Annotated in this window: 21 protein-coding genes; 13 read left to right on the plus strand and 8 right to left on the minus strand. The window is 73.7% G+C overall.

The window, feature by feature from the left end; all coding sequences use genetic code 11:
* Positions 1 to 73 precede the first annotated feature (73 nt).
* A complete protein-coding gene (locus AB0K34_RS15705) occupies positions 74 to 682 on the plus strand; it encodes an HD domain-containing protein (protein ID WP_364549118.1) in 609 nt (202 codons plus the stop codon).
* A 15-nt stretch (positions 683 to 697) separates the two neighbouring features.
* On the opposite strand, the gene AB0K34_RS15710 is transcribed toward AB0K34_RS15705, so the two are convergent.
* Positions 698 to 973, minus strand: coding sequence for a DUF4031 domain-containing protein (locus AB0K34_RS15710; protein WP_171068928.1), 276 nt, complete (start codon positions 971 to 973; stop codon positions 698 to 700).
* Positions 974 to 1,124: 151 nt separating this feature from the next.
* Here AB0K34_RS15710 and AB0K34_RS15715 point away from each other — a divergent pair, with 151 nt between their 5' ends.
* Both AB0K34_RS15715 and nudC read left to right on the plus strand, forming a co-directional pair.
* On the plus strand, positions 1,125 to 2,510 hold the full coding sequence (locus tag AB0K34_RS15715) for a dipeptidase (RefSeq protein ID WP_364549121.1): 1,386 nt from the start codon (positions 1,125 to 1,127) through the stop codon (positions 2,508 to 2,510).
* Positions 2,511 to 2,532: 22 nt separating this feature from the next.
* Positions 2,533 to 3,444, plus strand: coding sequence for an NAD(+) diphosphatase (gene nudC, locus AB0K34_RS15720; RefSeq protein ID WP_364549124.1), 912 nt, complete (start codon positions 2,533 to 2,535; stop codon positions 3,442 to 3,444).
* Between the two features lie 66 nt (positions 3,445 to 3,510).
* Here nudC and AB0K34_RS15725 read toward each other — a convergent pair whose 3' ends face one another.
* Positions 3,511 to 3,780 carry a mycoredoxin gene (locus AB0K34_RS15725; protein WP_138635784.1) on the minus strand — a complete coding sequence of 90 codons (270 nt, stop codon included), beginning with the start codon at positions 3,778 to 3,780 and terminating at the stop codon, positions 3,511 to 3,513.
* 133 nt (positions 3,781 to 3,913) lie between these two features.
* Here AB0K34_RS15725 and AB0K34_RS15730 point away from each other — a divergent pair, with 133 nt between their 5' ends.
* The 3 genes from AB0K34_RS15730 to AB0K34_RS15740 all read left to right on the plus strand — a co-directional run bounded on the left by AB0K34_RS15730 (position 3,914) and on the right by AB0K34_RS15740 (position 7,679).
* Positions 3,914 to 5,980 (plus strand): ATP-dependent DNA helicase UvrD2, encoded by a 2,067-nt coding sequence (locus tag AB0K34_RS15730; RefSeq protein WP_364549128.1) that lies wholly within the window; start codon positions 3,914 to 3,916, stop codon positions 5,978 to 5,980.
* 197 nt (positions 5,981 to 6,177) lie between these two features.
* Positions 6,178 to 7,053: an acyl-CoA thioesterase II gene (gene tesB, locus AB0K34_RS15735; RefSeq protein WP_364549131.1), complete on the plus strand. Its 876-nt coding sequence runs from the start codon at positions 6,178 to 6,180 to the stop codon at positions 7,051 to 7,053.
* 20 nt (positions 7,054 to 7,073) lie between these two features.
* Entirely contained in the window at positions 7,074 to 7,679 is a 606-nt protein-coding gene (locus AB0K34_RS15740; protein WP_138635787.1) for a response regulator transcription factor, read from the plus strand.
* Here AB0K34_RS15740 and AB0K34_RS15745 read toward each other — a convergent pair.
* Positions 7,605 to 9,800, minus strand: coding sequence for a histidine kinase (locus AB0K34_RS15745; protein WP_364549134.1), 2,196 nt, complete (start codon positions 9,798 to 9,800; stop codon positions 7,605 to 7,607). The two genes, AB0K34_RS15740 and AB0K34_RS15745, sit on opposite strands and share 75 nt — an antisense overlap.
* A 121-nt stretch (positions 9,801 to 9,921) precedes the next feature.
* Here AB0K34_RS15745 and AB0K34_RS15750 point away from each other — a divergent pair, with 121 nt between their 5' ends.
* From AB0K34_RS15750 to AB0K34_RS15765, 4 genes are all read left to right on the plus strand, one after another.
* Complete coding sequence (locus tag AB0K34_RS15750; RefSeq protein ID WP_138635789.1) at positions 9,922 to 11,085, plus strand: epoxide hydrolase family protein; 1,164 nt, start codon at positions 9,922 to 9,924, stop codon at positions 11,083 to 11,085.
* A gap of 288 nt (positions 11,086 to 11,373) precedes the next feature.
* Entirely contained in the window at positions 11,374 to 11,694 is a 321-nt protein-coding gene (locus AB0K34_RS15755; RefSeq protein WP_364549137.1) for a hypothetical protein, read from the plus strand.
* A gap of 118 nt (positions 11,695 to 11,812) precedes the next feature.
* Complete coding sequence (locus AB0K34_RS15760; RefSeq protein ID WP_117400278.1) at positions 11,813 to 12,091, plus strand: WhiB family transcriptional regulator; 279 nt, start codon at positions 11,813 to 11,815, stop codon at positions 12,089 to 12,091.
* A gap of 91 nt (positions 12,092 to 12,182) precedes the next feature.
* On the plus strand, positions 12,183 to 12,383 hold the full coding sequence (locus AB0K34_RS15765; RefSeq protein ID WP_138635791.1) for a hypothetical protein: 201 nt from the start codon (positions 12,183 to 12,185) through the stop codon (positions 12,381 to 12,383).
* A gap of 251 nt (positions 12,384 to 12,634) precedes the next feature.
* Here AB0K34_RS15765 and AB0K34_RS15770 read toward each other — a convergent pair whose 3' ends face one another.
* On the minus strand, positions 12,635 to 13,966 hold the full coding sequence (locus tag AB0K34_RS15770) for an AarF/ABC1/UbiB kinase family protein (RefSeq protein WP_364549140.1): 1,332 nt from the start codon (positions 13,964 to 13,966) through the stop codon (positions 12,635 to 12,637).
* A 165-nt stretch (positions 13,967 to 14,131) separates the two neighbouring features.
* Here AB0K34_RS15770 and AB0K34_RS15775 point away from each other — a divergent pair, with 165 nt between their 5' ends.
* From AB0K34_RS15775 to AB0K34_RS15785, 3 genes are all read left to right on the plus strand, one after another.
* Positions 14,132 to 14,932 carry an enoyl-CoA hydratase-related protein gene (locus AB0K34_RS15775; RefSeq protein ID WP_364549142.1) on the plus strand — a complete coding sequence of 267 codons (801 nt, stop codon included), beginning with the start codon at positions 14,132 to 14,134 and terminating at the stop codon, positions 14,930 to 14,932.
* Between the two features lie 172 nt (positions 14,933 to 15,104).
* Positions 15,105 to 15,650 (plus strand): M48 family metallopeptidase, encoded by a 546-nt coding sequence (locus AB0K34_RS15780; RefSeq protein ID WP_171068929.1) that lies wholly within the window; start codon positions 15,105 to 15,107, stop codon positions 15,648 to 15,650.
* Positions 15,647 to 16,297, plus strand: a complete 651-nt coding sequence (locus AB0K34_RS15785) for a hypothetical protein (protein WP_364549144.1) — start codon at positions 15,647 to 15,649, stop codon at positions 16,295 to 16,297. The genes AB0K34_RS15780 and AB0K34_RS15785 overlap by 4 nt, the downstream gene beginning before the upstream one ends.
* A gap of 5 nt (positions 16,298 to 16,302) precedes the next feature.
* On the opposite strand, the gene AB0K34_RS15790 is transcribed toward AB0K34_RS15785, so the two are convergent.
* From AB0K34_RS15790 to AB0K34_RS15805, 4 genes are read right to left on the minus strand one after another with little or no spacing between them, the layout of a single operon-like run.
* The gene (locus AB0K34_RS15790; protein WP_364549146.1) at positions 16,303 to 16,881 is read right to left on the minus strand and encodes an NUDIX domain-containing protein; all 579 of its coding nucleotides are present in this window, start codon (positions 16,879 to 16,881) and stop codon (positions 16,303 to 16,305) included.
* Entirely contained in the window at positions 16,878 to 17,537 is a 660-nt protein-coding gene (locus AB0K34_RS15795; RefSeq protein WP_138635795.1) for an HD domain-containing protein, read from the minus strand. The genes AB0K34_RS15790 and AB0K34_RS15795 overlap by 4 nt, the downstream gene beginning before the upstream one ends.
* Complete coding sequence (locus tag AB0K34_RS15800) at positions 17,534 to 18,529, minus strand: radical SAM/SPASM domain-containing protein (protein WP_364549150.1); 996 nt, start codon at positions 18,527 to 18,529, stop codon at positions 17,534 to 17,536. Before AB0K34_RS15800 ends, AB0K34_RS15795 begins: the two co-directional genes overlap by 4 nt.
* A complete protein-coding gene (locus AB0K34_RS15805) occupies positions 18,526 to 19,236 on the minus strand; it encodes a hypothetical protein (protein ID WP_364549153.1) in 711 nt (236 codons plus the stop codon). The genes AB0K34_RS15800 and AB0K34_RS15805 overlap by 4 nt, the downstream gene beginning before the upstream one ends.
* Positions 19,237 to 19,248 lie beyond the last annotated feature (12 nt).

The following is a 19,248-nucleotide window of genomic DNA, read 5'->3' on the forward strand; positions in this document are numbered from 1 at the left end:
CCGGTCCCCGGCGCGTGCCCTCGCACGGACGGGCCGGTGGTCCGCCCGGCGGGGCGTCCGCCAGGATGGGGCCATGGATCTTGTCGACCGGTGGGTCGCGCTGGCAGGGCCGCACACCCGACATATCGGGACGGAGTTGGACGAGCGCTACGGCGAGCCGCACCGCCGCTACCACACCCGGGCGCACCTGACCGCCGTCCTCGACCTGGTGGACGAGCTGGCCGGGCACGCCGCCGATCCCGACCTCGTCCGCCTCGCCGCCTGGTTCCACGACGCCGTCTACGACCCCGAGCGCGCCGACAACGAGGAGCGCAGCGCCCGCCTCGCCGTCCGCATGCTCGCCGACACCGACCTCGCGGCCGCCGGCGTCCAGGAGGTGGCCCGGCTGGTCGAGCTCACGACCACGCACGCCCCCGGCGAGGACGACCGCAACGGCCAGGTCCTGTGCGACGCGGACCTCGCCGTCCTCGGCGCGGACCCCGACCAGTACGCCGCCTACACCGCCGCCGTCAGGGAGGAGTACGCGTTCGTCCCCGACGAGTTCTTCGCAGCCGGACGCGCAGAAGTCCTCAACGGCCTACTGGCACTCCCCAAGCTCTTCCACACACCGCCCGCACGCGAACGGTTCGAGGAACGCGCGCGCAGCAACATCCGCACGGAACTGATGCTGCTCAACGCCTAGCGCCCGCCTCAGCGCTCAGTGAGTGACGCGGGGGCGGTAGCTCTTGCGGCGGCGCAGGCCCGCCTTGGTGAGCCGCAACAGCAACTCCTGGCAGCCGACCGCCTCCGCCCCCTGCAGCACAGCGGCCTCGTACAGCTCGGACGGGACGTCGTAGTGGTCGCGCTCGAAGGCCCTGGGCGGCATCCCCAGGTCCGCCGCGAACGCGTGCAGCTCCTCGTACGAGACATCGCTCACCATGTGCGACCAGACACGGCCGCGCGCGGGCCACAGCGGCGGATCGATGAGGATCAAGCTGCTTCCCCTAACACTCCGTTGACGTCGATGTAAGCTCGCGGCGGTGCCGGCCGGAGGGTGCCGGCCGGAGAAGGCCGGACGCGCCGGTGCCGGCCGGTGGAACGCCGTTGCAACGGTACGACAGAACGCACATGCGAAGGGGCATGCGGTGAACGACGTGGTCGGGTACATCCAGGCGGAACGGGACAGATTCGTCGCCGATCTGAAGGAGTGGCTGGCGATCCCGTCCATCTCCGGGAACCCGGCGCACGCCGCCGACGTCCGCGACTCGGCCGCCTGGCTCGTCTCCTACCTGCGCGGGCAGGGCTTCCCGACCGTCGAGATGTGGGAGACCGGCGGCCACCCGGCCGTCTTCGCCGAATGGCCCGCCGACGACCCCGGCGCCCCCGCCGTCGTCGTCTACGGCCACCACGACGTCCAGCCGGTCGAGCCGCTCACCGAATGGGAGACCGACCCGTTCGCGCCCGTCGAGAAGGGCGATCAGCTCATCGGGCGCGGCGCCTCCGACGACAAGGGCCAGGTCTTCTTCCACACGCTCGGCCTGCGCGCGCTGCTCGCCGCGTCCGGCCGGCAGGCCCCGCCCGTGACCGTCAAGCTGCTGGTCGAGGGCGAGGAGGAGGCGGGCTCGGTGCACTTCGCCGACCTGCTCCGCGCCCACCGCGACCGGCTCGCCTGCGACGCCGTCGTCATCAGCGACACCACGATGTGGGCGGCGGACGTCCCGTCCATGTGCACCGGGATGCGCGGGCTCACCGAGGTCGAGGTCACGCTGCGCGGCCCGTCCACCGACCTGCACTCCGGCTCGTTCGGCGGCGCCGTCCCGAACCCGCTGCACGCGATGGCGGCGCTGCTCGCCGCCCTGCACGACGCCGACGGCCGCGTCACCCTCCCCGGCTTCTACGACGACGTCGTCCCGCTGACGGACGAGGAGCGCGCGTCGTTCGCGCGCCTGCCGTTCGACGAGGACGAGTGGCTGCGCACCGCGGGCGAGAGCCGCGCCGCGCAGGGCGAGAAGGGCTACACGACCCTGGAGCGCATCTGGGCGCGCCCCACCGCCGAGATCAACGGCATGTGGGGCGGGCACACCGGGCCGGGCGGCAAGACGATCGTCCCGCGCGACGCGCACGCCAAGATCTCCTTCCGGCTCGTCGCCGGCCAGGACCCCCGCAAGGTCCAGGAGGCGTTCAAGGCGTGGGTCGCCGAGCACGCCCCGCCCGGCGTGGACGCCGAGGTGCGCTGCCCGGCCGGCGGCGTCCGCCCGTGCTTCTCGCCGATCGACTCGCCCGTCGTGGCCGCCGCCCGGCGCGCGATGGAGCGGGCGTTCGGCACCGAGGTGCTGTTCACCCGCGAGGGCGGCAGCGGCCCCGAGGCCGACCTCGCCGACATCCTGGACGCGCCGCTCGTCTTCGTCGCGGTCGGGCTGAACGGCGACCGCATCCACGCCCCCAACGAGAAGGTCGAGATCCCGCTGCTGCTCAAGGGCGCCGAGGCCGCCGCGCACCTGTGGGAAGAACTCGCCACCGCGCTGCGCTGACATACCCGGGAGAGGAGCAGTTGTGACCGAAGCCCCACTGGAGTGGCTCGCGCTCGCGCGCGGAACCCTCGACCGGGCCGCGCTGAACCGCCGCGACGACGCCTGGCTGGACGCCGCTTGGAACGATCCGGAGACGCGCGTCCTCGTCATCCAGAACGGGCAGTCCCTCGTGGTCTACGAGCCCAGCCCGGCGCTCGTGCTCGTCCCGCCCGCGCAGGCGCCGGACGGTGAGCGCTGGCTCCTCGGCGCCGACGACGACGGCACCGTGTACTTCGGCGTGTCCGGGCCGCTGCCCGCCATCGAGGGGGCCGAACCGGCCGGGCTGCGCCGCGTCGGCGCGCTCCTCGGCGACCGCGACTCCGGCCTGCTCACCCACGCCGTCGCGCTGGAGCACTGGCACGGCACCCACGGGTTCTGCCCGCGCTGCGGCGCCCGGACCCGGGTGGCGTCCGCCGGCCACGTGCGCGTCTGCCCGGAGGACGGCTCGCAGCACTTCCCGCGCGTCGACCCGGCCGTGATCATGCTGGTGACCGACGAGGACGACCGCATCCTGCTGGCCCGCGGCCCGCAGTGGCCCGCCGACCGCCGCTCCATCCTCGCCGGGTTCGTCGAGCCGGGCGAGTCGCTGGAGCAGGCCGTCGCGCGGGAGGTGAAGGAGGAGGTCGGGCTCGCCGTCCAGGACGTCCACTACCTCGGCAGCCAGCCGTGGCCGCTGCCGCAGAGCCTCATGCTGGGCTTCACCGCGCACACGGACGGCGCCGTCCCGCTGAACCCCGACCCGGAGGAGATCCAGGACGCCGCCTGGTACACCCGCGACGAGCTGCGCGCCGCCATCGAGGCGGGCGAGATCGTCGCGCCGGGCCCGCTGTCCATCGCCGCGCAGCTCATCATGCGCTGGTACGGCGGCGAACTCCCCAAGATGCCCGCCTTCTGACCTGCCCGGTTTCTGACATGGCGAGGCCCGCCGGCCGGTGGCCGGCGGGCCTTCCGCGCGACCGGGCTACGCGGTCTTCGCGATCTCCGCCAGGCGGCGCTTGACCTCCTTGGCGCTGGGGTTCGTCGCGGCCGTGCCGTCCGGGAACAGGACCGTGGGGACGGTCTGGTTTCCGCCGTTGACGCTCATGACGAAGTCGGCGGCCTCGGGGTCGCGCTCGATGTCGACCTCGACCATCTCGATGCCGTCCCGCGCGAGCTGGCTCTTCAGCCGGCGGCAGAACCCGCACCAGGACGTCGTGTACATGGTGAGCTGGCCGGTCGTCGGCGTCGCCATCGCTTCGTGGTCTCCTCGTTCGTTCGGACAGTCGGTGCCTACGCCAGAACAGTAGACAGCCCCCGGGCATTCCTGGTCGTCCACAGGCGGCGTATCGGCTGATGCACGTGGGACGGGCTGCGAGTATGGGGGCATGTTGGCTGAGTCGGTGCTGGAGGGACTCGACCCCGAACAGCGGGCGGTCGCCGAGGCGGTGAAGGGGCCGGTGTGCGTGCTCGCGGGCGCCGGGACGGGCAAGACCAGGGCCATCACCCACCGGATCGCCTACGCGACGCTGACCGGTGTCGTCACGCCGCAGCGGGTGCTCGCCGTGACGTTCACCACGCGCGCGGCGGGGGAGCTGCGCAGCCGGCTCCGGCAGCTCGGCGCGCCCGGCGTGCAGGCCCGCACGTTCCACGCGGCGGCGCTGCGGCAGCTGAGCTACTTCTGGCCGCGGGTCATCGGCGGCGAGGCGCCCAAGATCGTCGACTCGAAGATCGGGCTGGTCGCCGACGCCGCGCGCGCGTGCCGGCTGTCGTTCGCGCGCACCGAGCTGCGCGACCTCGCGAGCGAGATCGAGTGGGCGAAGGTCACCCAGCACCGCCCCGAGGACTACCCCGCCGCCGTCGCCAAGGCCGACCGCAAGCCGCCCGCCGACGTCGTCGACGTGGCCCGCGTCTACGCGATGTACGAGCAGCTCAGGCGGGAGCGCAACCTGCTCGACTTCGAGGGGATGCTGGAGCTGACCGCCGCCGTCCTCACCGAGCACCGGGAGGTCGCGAACCAGGTCCGCGAGCAGTACCGGTACTTCGTGGTCGACGAGTTCCAGGACGTCAACCCGCTGCAGAAGATGCTGCTCGACACCTGGCTCGGCGACCGCGACGACCTGTGCGTCGTCGGCGACCCCAACCAGACGATCTACTCCTTCACCGGCGCGTCCCCGTCCCACCTGCTCGACTTCACCCGCGAGCACCCGGGCGCGAAGGTCGTGAAGCTCGTCCGCGACTACCGGTCGACGCCGCAGGTGGTCCGGCTGGCCAACGGCGTGATCGGGCAGGCGCGCGGCGCCCGCCACAAGCTGGAGCTGCTGGCCCAGCGCGCGGACGGCCCCGAGCCGGTGTTCAACGAGTACGACGACGAGGTCGCCGAGGCCGACGACGCCGCCCGGCAGGCCCGCAAGCTGATCGACGAGGGCGTCCCCGCGCGGGAGATCGCGATCCTGTTCCGCGTCAACGCGCAGTCCGAGACCTACGAGTCGGCGCTCGCGGCGGCGGGCGTCCCGTACGTGCTGCGGGGCGCGGAGCGGTTCTTCGAGCGGCCCGAGGTGCGCGAGGCGGTGGTCCGGCTGCGCGGCGCGGCGCGGGCGGGCGCCGACCCCGAGACCGACGGGACGGGGCTGATCCAGACCGTCCGGCACGTCCTGTCGGGGGCGGGGTTCACCGACCAGCCGCCCGAGGGCGCGGGCGCGGCCCGCGCGCGCTGGGAGTCGCTCGCCGCGCTCGCCCAGCTCGCCGAGGACATGGCCGCCGACAACCCGAAGGCCGGCCTCGCCGACTTCGTCGCCGAACTGGAGGAGCGCGCCGCCGCGCAGCACGCGCCGCCGCTGGAGGGCGTCACGCTCGCGTCGCTGCACGCCGCCAAGGGCCTGGAGTGGGACGCGGTGTTCCTCGTCGGGCTGGCCGAGGGCACGCTGCCCATCATCTACGCCAAGACGCCCGCCCAGATCGAGGAGGAGCGCCGCCTCCTCTACGTCGGGGTGACGCGGGCCCGCGTCCACCTGGCGCTCTCGTGGGCGCTGTCGCGCTCGCCCGGCGGGTCGCAGACGCGCCGCCCGTCCCGCTTCCTGGACGGCCTGACCGGCAAGACCACCACGCACACCCCGCCCCGCGCCGACCGCTCCAAGCGCCGCCCGGCCAAGGGCCCGCAGCCGTGCCGCGTCTGCGGCCGCCCGCTGACCGCCGCCGTCGAACGCAAGCTCGGCCGCTGCGAGGACTGCCCGTCCGAGCTGAACGAGGAACTCCTCCTCGCCCTGAAGGACTGGCGCGCCGAGGTCGCCGCCGAGCAGAAGATCCCCGCCTACGTCGTGTTCACCGACGCCACCCTGCAGGCGATCGCCGAGCACGCCCCCGACTCCCTGGAGGACCTCGCCCGCATCCCGGGCGTCGGCAAGGTGAAGCTCGACCGCTACGGCGACGCCGTCCTCACCCTCTGCGGCCACTGACCCGCCGCCTCGCGAGCCGCCCGGCCTGCACGGCCACCGAACCGGACACGCTAGCGATGATGCGTGCCGCCGGTGTTCCCCGGGCCGGGGAGTGCGGGTCCGCGGGGTGAGATTCCGGTCACGGGGGCTTAGCGGACGAGCCGGTGCCGCGGGGGTGAGATCCCGGTCACTGGGGCCGATACGGAAGACTGGCCGCCGTGAAGGAATCGCTCAAGGCCCTGCTGGACCTGCTCGACCTCGAACAGATCGAGAACGACATCTTCCGCGGCCGCAGCCCCGAGGAGCGGCGGCAGCGCGTCTTCGGCGGCCAGGTGGCCGGGCAGGCGCTCGTCGCCGCCGGGCGCACCGTCCCCGCGAACCGGCCCGTGCACTCGCTGCACGCCTACTTCATCCGGCCCGGCGACCCGCTCGTCCCGATCGTCTACACCGTCGACCGGGTGCGCGACGGCCGGTCGTTCACGACGCGCCGGGTCATGGCCGTCCAGCACGGCAAGGCGATCTTCACGCTGTCGGCGTCGTTCCAGATCGCCGAGGAGGGGCCGTTCCACCAGGCCCCCATGCCGGACGCGCCCGTCCCCGAGACGCTGCCGGACGGCCTGACCCGGCTGACGCCGGTGTTCGGCGAGGTCGGCGCGCGCGAGTTCGTCACCCGGCGCCCGTTCGACATCCGGCACGCGACGCCGCTGACCTGGGAGGCGGCCAAGGACCCGGCGCTCGCCACCCCCGAGTCGAAGGTGTGGCTGAAGGTGGACGGCGACCTGCCGGACGACCCGCTGCTGCACGTCTGCCTGATGACCTACGCCTCGGACATGACGCTGCTCGACACCGTCCTGCTCAACCACGGCCTGGCCTGGGGCGACAAGCGGACGATGGGCGCCAGCCTCGACCACGCGATGTGGTTCCACCGGCCGTTCCGCGCCGACGACTGGCTGCTGTACTACCAGGACACGCCGTTCGCCGGCGGCGCCCGGGGCCTCGCCCGCGGCCAGGTGTTCACCCGGCAGGGCGAGCTGGTCGTGTCCGTCATGCAGGAGGGCCTCGTGCGCGTCTCCGACGGCGAGCGCAAGCGCTGATCACGGCGGGGGGCACGCCGTTGATCAAGGTGCTGCTGGCGGAGGACGTGCGGATCCTCCGGGAGGCGCTGGCCGACCTCCTCGACCGGGAGGACGACGTCGAGGTCGTCGCGCAGGTGGCGGCCGGGGACGCGATCGTCGCCGCCGCCCTGCGCACCGGGCCGGACGTCGCCGTGCTCGACATCGAGCTGCCCGGCCTGGACGGCGTCAGCGCGGCGGCGGAACTGGCCCGGCACCTGCCGGGCTGCCGCGTGCTGATCCTGACCGGGGTCGGCCGGCCCGGGACGCTGCGGCGCGCGATGGCGGCCGGGGTCGCCGGGTTCATGGTCAAGGACAGCGCGCCCGGCGAGCTGGTGGCCGCCGTCCGCACCGTCGCCGCCGGCGGCCGCGTCGTCGACCCGCAGCTCGCCTTCGCCGCGCTCGACGCCCCGGACTGCCCGCTCACCGACCGCGAGCGCGAGGTGCTGCGGCTGACCGCGTCCGGCGCCGAGCCGCCGCAGATCGCGGCCAGGATCGGGCTGTCCTACGGGACCGTCCGCAACTACCTCGCGTCAGCGGTGACCAAGCTGGGCGCCCGCAACCGGGTCGACGCCATCCGCATCGCCACCGAGGCGGGCTGGATCTGACGGGCCGGCGTCCGGCACCTCGACGGTGAGGGTGAACCGGCCGTCCGCGTGCTCGACGGCCAGCGCGCCCCCGGCCTCCACCGCGCGGGAGCGCAGGTTGGCGAGACCGGCCCCGCCCGCCTCGCCCCGCCGCGTCCGGCGGACGCCGGCACGCGGCGCCCCGTCGTTGGAGACGCGGAGCCGGACGGGCGTGATCGAGATCTCGCAGCGCCGCGCCCGCGCGTGCCGGACCACGTTGGTCACCGACTCCCGCAGCACGACGGCGAACAGGGCGGCGACCGCCGCCGGCGGCTCCGCCACCGTGACGCGGACCCGCGCCCCGGCCGCGCCCAGCAGGTCCCGCGCGCTCTCGACCTCGGCGGCGAGCCGCAGCGGTGCGGGCTCCGCGCCGATCGAGCGGACCGTCGCCAGCGCCGCGCCCGCCAGCTCCGCCAGCCGCGCGCCGTCCGCCGGGCCCGCCGCGATCCCGCCCCGGATGATGATCGCCGACAGCTGCGAGCCGAGCAGGTCGTGGACGTCCCGCGCGATCCGCAGCCGCTCGCGGAGCACGGACGTGCGGACCAGCTCGCGGCGCGCCCGGTCCAGCCGGGCCGCCGTGACGGGCAGCCGGCCCAGCGCGTGGACGGAGATCATGAAGGCCGCCGAGGCGAGCACGCTGAGCAGCACCACCGCCGGCGGGCGCGCGCCGTACAGCAGCGGGAACGGCATCAGCAGCAGCGCGGCGGCCGCCGCCCACGTCCAGGGCGGCCGGACGTTCAGCAGCACCACGCCCGCGACCAGCCCGCCGTACGTCGCGGGCAGCCCGCCGTAGGCCGCCGGGACGAGCGGCCCCGCCACGGCGAACGCCGCCAGGATCAGCGCGATCTGGGCCGGGAGGGCCCAGCGCCGCGGCCGGGCCTCGCCGCGCGGCAGCACATGGTAGAGCTGCAACGCCGCGACCAGCGGGAGCGCGACCGCCGCCACCGCCAGCCGCGCCGGGTCCACCGCGACGCCCGCCTCCCGCGCCATCAGCACGCTGGCCGCGACCGTGCCGAGATGGTCCAGCTCCACGACCAGGAGGACGGCGAAGGCCAGCCACGGGGCCGCGCCGACCGGGCCGCCCGTCCAGGCCCGCGCCCGCGGGATCTCCGCCTCCACGGCGGGTCCGGCGGCGAGCCGCCCGCCGAGCCCGGCGATCTCGGCGGACGAGGCCGCCAGCGGCTCCGCGAACGGCGGCACGGGACCGGAGAAGGCCACCCGCAGCCGCTCGGGCCCGCCGGGGCCCGTCCGGCACTCGATCACGCAGCCGTCGGGGCGGCCGTCCCGCAGCGCCGCCACCACGGTGCGGCGCAGCACCCCGGCCAGCGCCGCCTCGGCCCGCGGCGCGGGCGGCACGGCGGCGTCCGCCTCGACGCGCACCGGCACGCCGGACGCCGCGAGCACCGTGCGCGCCGCCTCGATCTCGGCCGCCAGCGACCGGTCCCGGTAGTCGTCGGCGACCGACCGGGCGCGGGCCAGCGCCGCCCGCGCCGCCGCCGTGATCTCGGCCGGGTCGGCGGACGTCGCGGCGGCCGACAGCCGCCGCCCCAGCTCGGCGCGCAGGCCGCGCGCGATCCGCAGCCGCTCCCCGGCGGCGCGCCGGGCGGCCAACTCGGTGCGGGTGGCCTCCAGCGCGCGGACCAGATGTCCGAGCCGCGCCAGGGCGAGGAACTGGAGCCCGCCGGTGAGCGTCACCACGGCGGCCCAGATGGCGTACCCCGTGCCGGCGTCGGGCAGCCACACCGCCCTGATCACGAACTCGGCGGCCACGATGGACGCGGCGGCCGGCAGGCGCGCGCGGGCCGGTGCGGCGAGCAGCAGCACCGACGCCATGAGCAGCGGCGCCGCGGGCCGCCAGGCGCCGCCGAGGACGAGCAGCGGCGCATACGCAAGCACCGCCTGCGCCGCGAGGTTGCCGAGCGAGCCGCGCCAGGCCAGCGCCCGCGCCTGCAGGACGCCGAGGCCGACTGCCGCGCCCGTCCCGGCGAGCAGCGCCGCCGCCCCGGGCGGGCCGCCGGGGCCGGGGTCCGCCCACAGCACCAGGATCCGGTACGTCCAGAACAGGACGATCCCGGCGAAGAGGGGCAGGCGGCTGTCGCGCATGGCGGCAATTATGCAATCTGCACGTCAGCGGCCTGCGAACCGCAGTTCAGGCCGTGCACCGGGCACTACTCCCGCGCGGCGCCGCGCAACAGACTCGGAGTACCGAATGAGGAGGGCTCCGATGAGCTTCGAGATCACACCGTTCCGCATCGACGTGCCGCAGGCCGACCTGGACGACCTGCGCGACCGCCTGGCCCGCACGCGCTTCGCCGACGAGCTGCCCGAGTCCGAGGTGACCGACGGCGTCCAGAAGGGCCCGGTCCAGCCGGGCTGGGAGTACGGCGTGCCCGTCTCCTTCGTCCGCGACCTGGTGACCCGCTGGATCGGGTTCGACTGGCGCGCCCAGGAGGCGCGGATGAACGAGTTCCCGCAGTTCACCACCGAGATCGACGGCCAGCTGATCCACTTCCTGCACGTCCGGTCGCCGGAGCCGGACGCCACCCCGCTGATCCTCACCCACGGCTGGCCGAACACGTTCACCGAGTACCTGGACCTGATCGGCCCGCTCACCGACCCGGCGGCGCACGGCGGCGACCCGGCGGACGCGTTCCACGTCGTCGTCCCGTCCCTGCCCGGCTTCGGGTTCTCGGCGCCCACCCGCACCAAGGGCTGGGGCTCGGCCCGCACCGCCGACGCCTGGGCCGAGCTGATGGCGCGCCTCGGCTACGACCGCTTCGGCGCGCACGGCAACGACGCCGGCGCGATCGTCAGCCCCTGGCTCGGACGCCGCCACCCGGACCGGGTGATCGGCGTCCACGTCAACCAGATCTTCTCCTTCCCGACGGGCGACCCGGCCGAGCTCGCCGGCATCACCCCGGCGGAGGAGGAGTACCTGCGGTTCCTGCAGGGGTTCGTCGCGCACTCCATCCACGACCGCGCCCAGCAGGCCCAGCCGCAGACCCTCGCGCACGCGCTGTCGGACTCGCCGGCCGGGCAGCTGGCCTGGGTCGGCCAGCTCCTGGCCGGCCTGCCCGACCCCGACACGATCCTGACCATCGCCACGATCTACTGGCTGACGAACACGTCGGCGTCCACGGCCCGCTTCTACTACGAGAACCACCACGAGCCGCAGGCGTCCGAGCCGACCACGTTCCCGATCGGGCTGGCGTCGTTCGCCTACGACTTCCGGCCGCTGCGCCGCTTCGCCGAGCGCGACCACCGGAACATCGTCCACTGGCGCGAGTACGACCGCGGCGGTCACTGGGCCGCCCACGACGCCCCCGACCTGCTGCTGCAGGACGTCCGCGAGTTCTTCCGCGAGCTGCGCGACCGGTCGGCGGGCTGATCCCCCGGCCCCGCCGCCACCCGCGTCCGGAGGTGGCGGCCGGGCGGGCCCGGCCGTATCCTGGGAAGATCGTTCTTCACGGGAATCCCGTGAGGTTCGACGCCGGTGAGACGGCGCGGGTTTCCCGGGAAAAGGGTGAACTCACCCACAAAACCGCAGGTCAAAAATATCTTGCTTGATTCGGCGAGATCCCCGTACGCTCGTCGCGAGCAATCAGCCGGCCGTCCGGTGTGGATCTTGATCCCGCCGGGTCCGGTCCGAGGAGCCAGAGAGGTGGTGTGCAGTCCGGTGAGCAACACGTTGAGCGAATTCACGTCGTCCTGGAACGGCGCACGCCTCGGTGCCTCGATGCCCTGTGTCTCGCTGCGCGGCACCTCCTCGTCCCGCCTCGCCATGCCCGGCGCCTATGCGCGCGTGTGGCTGCGTGACGAGCAGCGGGCGAACCCGCGCGATCTGCGATTCGAGCAGCTGATCCAGGACGACCAGGGGCGGAGTGTCTTCGAACGCCTTATCGAGGACTTGGACGTCCCGGCTCCGGCCACGGCCCACACGGGCGCCACCGTCAAGGGTGGCGTGTCGGGTCCGTACCCCTGGAGGCGACCGGTCTAGCAAGACAACCGGCAAGCCCCCAGGCCGCGGATCCAGACACCGGATCCGCGGCCTTTCTCTTTGTCCAGACCCACCGAACACCCGTTGAGATCCAACGAGAGGAACAAGGGTGACTGTGATGCAGGGGGCCCTCGCGATCAGCGAGGAGGACCTCACGCTTCCGTGCCGGACCGACCCGGAGCTGTTCTTCGCCGAGGCTCCCGCCGACGTCGAGCTCGCCAAGGCCCTGTGCCTGGAGTGCCCGCTCCGCAAGGAGTGCCTCGCCGGCGCTCTCGAGCGCAAGGAGCCGTGGGGCGTCTGGGGCGGCGAGCTCTTCGTCCGCGGTGTGATCGTGCCGCGCAAGCGGCCGCGCGGCCGCCCGCGCAAGCACCCGCGGCCGGACGAAGTGACGGTGTGAGGCAGTGATGCCCGCGACGCTCAGCCGAATCGACCCCGGAGGCGTGGCCCCCACGCGGGGACCGCGCCTCCGGGCGGCCGGGGAGAACGAGATGACGTTGCTCAGCCAGGACCTGTCGAGAGAACGAATACCGGCGACCGTGCCGGACGAGATGGCCGCCCGTGTGCGCGCGCTGCGGCGGGCGCGCCGGGACGCCCGGACCAGGGCGTCCCGCGTCCGGCGCGTCCTGCTCGCCCCGACCGCCCGGGGCGAGTCGTACACGCACGCCCCGCGGTCCCACTACAGGGACTGACCGCGCAGAGGCCGCTCACCGGGGGCCGGCCTCTGCCCCAGACGAACGAGTGCCCGCCCGGTCGAGGCCCCATCCGTCCTTCTTGGATGGTTTGGCGGACGGGAGCGCCTCCCGGCGGGCACGTGGAGCGCGTCCGATGGCCCCACTCCACCGGACGCGCGAAAGAGCGGAGCCCCGCGCACCCCATCAGTGCGCGGGGCTCCGCCCTGTCCGCTCGGCCCGCCATGTCCGCTCGGCGCGGCCGGAGCCGGTCAGCCGGAGACCAGTTCGCCGTCCTCGTCGTCGGCGAAGCCCGGTACCCACTTCAGCGACTCGGCGCGGGCCGGGATCTCGCATTCGAGCTGGCACAGCACGCCGGTGCCGGCCGACAGCACCCGGTGGATGATCACGTACTCCGGCGGCAGGTTCAGCTGCCGGACGACGTTGGACGGGCGCAGGTCGGTGACCTGGGCCGCCATGTCGCGCAGCCACTCCCGGTTGAACTTGAACGTCTCGGTGACGAACGGCTCGGTGATCGGGGCGAGGAACGCCTGCAGCGACTCGGCGTCGATCTCGACGCCCTCGCGGATGAAGTCCTCGCGGCGCAGCGCGTCCTCGACCTCGTCGATGTCGGCCATCGTGCCGATCCGCAGCAGCAGGCCGAGCCGGCGCTGGAAGCCGCCGGGGATGCGGTCGACGGCGCCGAAGTCCAGGACGCCGAGCCGCCCGTCGGCCAGCAGCCGGAAGTTGCCGGGGTGCGGGTCGCCGTGCAGCATCCCGGAGCGCTTCGGCCCCGACAGCAGGAACCGGCAGTACAGCAGGGCCGCGTGGTTGCGGGTCTCCTGGTCCCCATCGCTGATGATCTTCGAGAGGAGGGTGCCCTCCATCCACTCGGTGATCAGGATGTTCCCGGACTGGGCGATGACCTCCGGGATGTAGAAGTCGGGGTCGTCGAGGTAGGCCGCGCGGAACTGCGACTGCGACTCGGCCTCGATCGTGTAGTCGAGCTCCTCGACCACCCGCTCCTTGAGCTCGGCGAGCATCGACTTCACGTCCAGCCCCGGCATCAGCACGCCGAACAGCCGGCCGAGGCGGGCGAGCTGGTTGAAGTCGCTGATCAGCGCCTTCCCGGCGCCCGGGTACTGCACCTTCACCGCGACGGCGCGGCCGTCGTGCCAGACGGCGCGGTGCACCTGCCCGATGGACGCGGCGGCGGCCGGCTGGTCGTCGAACGACTCGAAGTAGTCGCGCCAGTCCGGGCCGAGGAACTCCTCCAGCACCTTGTGGACGGTCGACACCGGCAGCGGGGGAGCGGCCTCCTGCAGCTTGGTCAGCGTGGCCCGGTACGGCCCGGCGATCTCCGGCGGCAGCGCCGCCTCGAAGATCGACAGCATCTGGCCGAGCTTCATCGCCCCGCCCTTGAGCTCGCCGAGGACCTTGAACAGCTGCTCGGCGGTGCGGGTCTGGATCTCCAACGCGACGGCCTCGGCCGGCTTGCCGAAGGTCCGCTTCCCGACGCCGAGCGCGGTGCGACCCGCGAAGCCGATGGGGAGGGACGCCAGCTTTGCTGACCGCGTCACCGCGCGGCGGGGAAGATCGCTCACGCCGTACATTGTCGGTGATCGGATGTCGTTCACGCCACAACCACCGCAGAGTAAAGCCGGTGCCCTCTTCGGTGCACCTCGCTGACCTGCTCGTACGCGGTAAGTGTGCGCTTTCTCACGGCCCCGGGGCGGTGCCGCCGAGCGAGATTCGGTACCGTGCCGGGCATGCCCGGAGACTCCGCCGACCCGCTGCTGGTCGAACGCCGCCCCGACGGGGTCGCCGTCCTCACCCTGAACGACGCCGACCGCCGCAACGCGATGTCGGACGAGATGACCGCCGCGTGGAAGGACGCCATCGAGCGGTTGCGCGGCGACGCCGGGCTGCGCTGCGTCGTCGTCACCGGCGCGGGCAGCGCCTTCAGCTCCGGCGGGAACCTGTCCTGGCTCGCGGACACCAACTCCGTCGCCGTCCCGCCGCTGCGCGACCGGATGCTGGAGTTCTACCGGACCTGGCTGGCGATCCGCGGCCTGGAGGTGCCGACGATCGCCGCGGTCAACGGGCACGCCGTCGGCGCCGGGCTGTGCCTCGCCCTCGCCTGCGACCTGCGCTACGCGGCCGAGGACGCCAAGCTCCTCGCCCCGTTCACCGCCCTCGGGCTGCACCCCGGCATGGCCGCGACGTGGCTGTTCCCCGAGGTGGCGGGGCTGCCGCTGGCCCGCGAGATGCTGCTGGCCGGACGCGTCCTCACCGGCGCCGAAGCCGCCGCCAACGGGCTGGCCAACCAGGCGTTCCCCCGCGCGGAACTGCTGGAGAAGGCGCTCGGGGTCGCCGCCCGGATCGCCGCGCAGGCGCCGATCGCGACCCGGCTCACCAAGGTCGCCCTCGCCGGCGGCGGGCACGCCGACATGGAGGCGGCACTGCGCTGGGAGTCGCTCGCGCAGCCGGTCACGATGTCGTCCCGCGACATGCGCGAGGGACTGGCCGCCCAGCGGGAGAAGCGCAGCCCGGAATTCACCGGCGAGTAAAGCCGGCGACACCTCCCCGAGGATTTGTGCAAAGCCCCGAGGGATGGTCAAAAGATAGGCGTTGACCTGCGGCAACGTCAAACACCCCCTTTGGCGCGGGCAAATCTTCGAGTACGGTTCAGGCGTGCCCCCAAACGTTGAGGTCCGCCGCAGCGCCAGACGCAGGCGAACCGTGTCCGCCTACCGTGATGGCGACAAGGTGGTGGTGATGGTTCCGTCGAGGCTGAGCAAGGCCGAAGAGGAACAGTGGATCGCGACCATCTTGGAGCGGCTCGCGGAGCGGGAGCGCCGCCGGCGGCCCACCGACGCCGACCTCCAGTCGCGCGCCCGCGACCTGTCCCGCCGCTACCTGGACGGCCGCGCCGACCCCACCAGCGTCCGCTGGGTCGCCAACCAGCGCGCCCGCTGGGGGTCCTGCACCCCCGACGACGGCACGATCCGGCTGTCGACCCGGCTGCGCGGCATGCCCGGCTGGGTGGTCGACTACGTCCTCGTCCACGAGCTGGCGCACCTGCTCGTCCCCGGGCACGGCGCCGACTTCTGGGACCTGGTCGCCAACTACCCGAAGGCCGACCGGGCCCGCGGCTACCTGGAGGGCGTCGCCGCCGCCGCGCACCTGCCGCTGGAGGCCGACGCGCCCGACGACGAGGTCGGCGGCATCCACCACGGCGACGGGCTGCACACCGGCGACGAGTTCCCGCGCGAGGCCGCCGGGTGACCGACGGTCCCGCCGCGTCCGCCCGGTTCGCCGCGGTGCTCTCGTTCCCCGCCCGGAACGGGGGCGCGCCGCCCGCCGGCGTCGATCCCGACGAGTTCCGCCTCGCCCTGCTGGAGGACGCCTACGAGGTCGTCGCCGGGCTCGAACTGGTGACGCCCGCGCTCGTCCTCGACCCGCCCCACCAGCCGGACGCCGAGGCGGTCACCTGGCCGGGCACGCCGATCGTCCGGGAGGGCACGCTCGCCGGCGCGTTCGCGGCCCTGCACGCGCTGGGCGCCGGGTCCGCGGCACTGGTCGCCCCGGACGCCCCCGACCTGCCGCCGCTGCTGCTCGGCAAGCTGTTCCGCGCCCTCGGCAGCGCCCCGGCCGCCGCCTGCCAGGCCGAAGGCGCCGGTCAGGGCCTGGTCGCGCTCGCCGCGCGCCTCCCTCTCCCGGGCTGGCTCGCCGCCGCCCTGCACGACGTCGACCTCGACACCCCGGACGCCCTGTCCCGGTTGCGCGCCGCCGCGCCACGCCCCGGCCTGGTGCCGCAGGGCCCCGGCTGGCACCGCCTCCGCACCCCCGCCGACCTGCGGTTCCTCGACCCGGGCCTGGAGGGCTGGGAGAACACCCGCGCCCTCCTGGAAGGCCACCCGCTCAGCCGCTGAACCCCTCAGCCCGGCGTCCCGACGGCGAGCGCGTGCCGCACCAGGGCGCGCGTGCCCTCGTCCGCCGACGCCGGCAGCGCCCCCACCGGGAACCACCGCGCCTCGTCACCGCCGGGCACCGGCTCCGGCACGGCCCCGGGCGGAGCCGTGGCCGTGAACTGGACGTCCAGATGCGGCAGGTCACGGCCGCCGCACCGAGCGTGGTAGCGATCGAGGCGCAGGGGAGTGCCCGCCACCTCCAGATCCGGGATGCCGGACTCCTCGACGGCCTCCCGCCGCGCGGCGGCCGCCAGGGTCGGGTCGCCGGGCTCGCAATGGCCGCCGAGCTGCGCCCACCGGCCCATCTTGCGGTGGTGGGTGAGCAGCACGTGCGCGCGCGCCCGGTCGAGGACGGCGACGCCGACCGTGATGTGACCGGCGTCGCAGCCGCGGTCGGTGCCGTCGGGATGGGCGAGCAGGTGCTCCAGGAACGCCTCGCGGAGACGGCCCTGCCGCGGGTCGGGCGCCTGCCACCGCCGCAGCAGCGAGATCGCGTCGGCGTGCCGGGCCGCGCCGGCCGGCGAGTCGGCGGGCCCCCGGCTCATCCGATGTCCTCGGCGTCCCACTCGGTGAGGAAGTCGTCGAGGAACCGCTCCAGGACGCGGTGCCGCCGCTCGGCCAGCCTGCGCCCGCCGGCGGTGTTCATCCTGTCCTTCAGCAGCAGGAGCTTCTCGTAGAAGTGGTTGATCGTGCTGCCTTGGCGGTTCAGGTAGTCGTCCAGCGACGTGTGCAGGTGCGGGGACAGGCCCGGCACGTGCATGGGCTCGCCCTTGTAGCCGCCGTAGGCGAACGCGCGCGCCACGCCGATGGCGCCGATCGCGTCGAGCCGGTCGGCGTCCTGCACGACCTTGCCCTCGATGGTCGCCATCTCCGACGCCGTCCCCGCGCCCTTGAAGGACATCGCGGCGATGATGTCCGCCACGTCCCGCGCGACGCCCTCCGGCTCGCCCAGCCCGACCAGCCATTCGAACGCCCGGCGCGGCCCCTTGGTCAGGTCGCCGCCGTTGAGCTTGTAGTCGGAGATGTCGTGGAGCAGCGCGGCCAGCTCGACGACGTGCAGGTCGGCCTGCTCCTCGCGGGCCAGCTCCAGGGCCAGCCTGCGGACCCTCGCCACATGCCACCAGTCGTGCCCCGAGGAGTCGGCCTCCAGCGTCTCCCTGGCGTACTCGGCCGTGCGGTCGATGACGTCGGTCTTGTTCATGGGTCGATGCTCCCGGATAGCAGGATGTCGTCGCGGGTCAGCGGCCGGGACGCGGTGGGGGCGGGGTCTCGGAAACCGTCGAAGTCGCAGTGCCGGCACAGGTCCAGCTCGGCGCGGGCGGAGCGCAGCAGGGCGGAGCGGTGGTGCGCGAAGAGCGCCGACCGCCAGATCTCCACCAGTGGCGTCTCGGCCACGTCTCCCATGCGGACCTTGCCGTGGGCGTCAAAGCAGCACAGGTTCACCTCACCGGTGTACGAGATGTGCAGGTCGGTGAACGGAAGCGCGCAGAAGCCGTGAGGCCCCGCGGCCGGCCGGGGCTTGTTCGGTGCCAGGCCCGCCCGCGTCGTGAGGACCTCGGTCCGGCGCCGCACGCTGATCCGTATGTCATGATGCCGCAGGCGGCCGGCTTCGGCCACCAACTCGCGGACGGGCGCGATGACGCGGCGGCCGTCGGTGTAGTTGTTGATCGTCAGCGTCGACAGCCCGGCCTCGAACAGCTCCGCCACCAGCGCCGTCCGGGCCAGGATCCCGTTGGTGAGGACGCGCAGCTCCGCCGCCGGGCAGGCGCGGCGGAAGACGCCCACGATCTCCGGGAGCCGGGCGTCCAGCAGCGGCTCGTTGTTGCCGAACAGCGCGATCCGCCGGTCGTAGCCCAGCTCGCCCAGCTGGCGGGCGATCAGCTCGACCACCGCCAGGTCCAGTTCCCCCGGCGGACGCGGGTCCACCGACCGCGAGACCGGGCAGAACGAGCAGTTGTGGTTGCAGCCCGCGCGCGTCTCCACCGAGACCAGGTGGAACAGGGGGTCGCCGGCCGACCAGGCCCGCTCGAACCGCGGGCGCAGGACCCGGTCCACCGCCGCCCGCTGCCGCTCGGTGTTCTTCTCCTCCTCCAGCGCGATGACGGCCGGATCATCGGTGACCTGGACGTCCTCGCCGCCGTCCGCCAACCAGGCCGGCGGGGTGACGCCGCGCGGGAACCTGATCCTGATCACGGGCGCGCGCCGTCCAGCGTCGCGAGGACCCGCCGGTAGGCGTCCAGGACGTCCGGGAACGACCGCTGCTGCGCCACCATCTCCCGCAGCGCCGCGAGGTCCACGAAGTGCACGGGGCTGTACTTCGGCGCGTCGAACGCCGTCTGGTCGTCCAGCAGCCGCAGGACGTAAATCAGGTCGTAGTGGAACTGCACGAACCCGCGCTGCCGATGGATCTCGCGCTGCACCAGAAAGGGCGCCGCGAAGCGCTGGATCTCGCCGAGGTGCCCGGTGTTCCCGTCGATGCCGTGATGGAAGCTCTCGTCGAACCGGTAATCGCGCGGATTGAGCCCGAGCCGCTCTTCCAGGCGCAGTTGCAACGCGAAGTTCGGGAATTCCGAGCGCTTGACGCGGCCGCCCGGCGGCAGCATCACCTTGTGGTGCGGATGCCGGTACAGCAGCAGTTCGTTCCGGGAGTTCAGGATCAGCGCCTCGACGGCGTACCGGCCGCCCACCAGATAGGAGAAGACGTACTGGGTGAGCAGTACCAGTAACCACAGGACCAGGGCGCCCAGCGCGACGCCGAGCAGCAGTTCCCGAGCCGCCGGATAGCGGTCGTCGATATAGCTGGAGGCCAGGTTGATCAGCACGCCGACCAGGGCGACACCGAAGGCGAACCTGACGAAGGAACGGAACCTGTCCAACCGAAGCCTGCCCTCGATGCGCATGTGCCGCCGGAT

Source organism: Actinomadura sp. NPDC049382, assembly GCF_040677125.1.
Lineage (GTDB): Bacteria > Actinomycetota > Actinomycetes > Streptosporangiales > Streptosporangiaceae > Spirillospora > Spirillospora geliboluensis.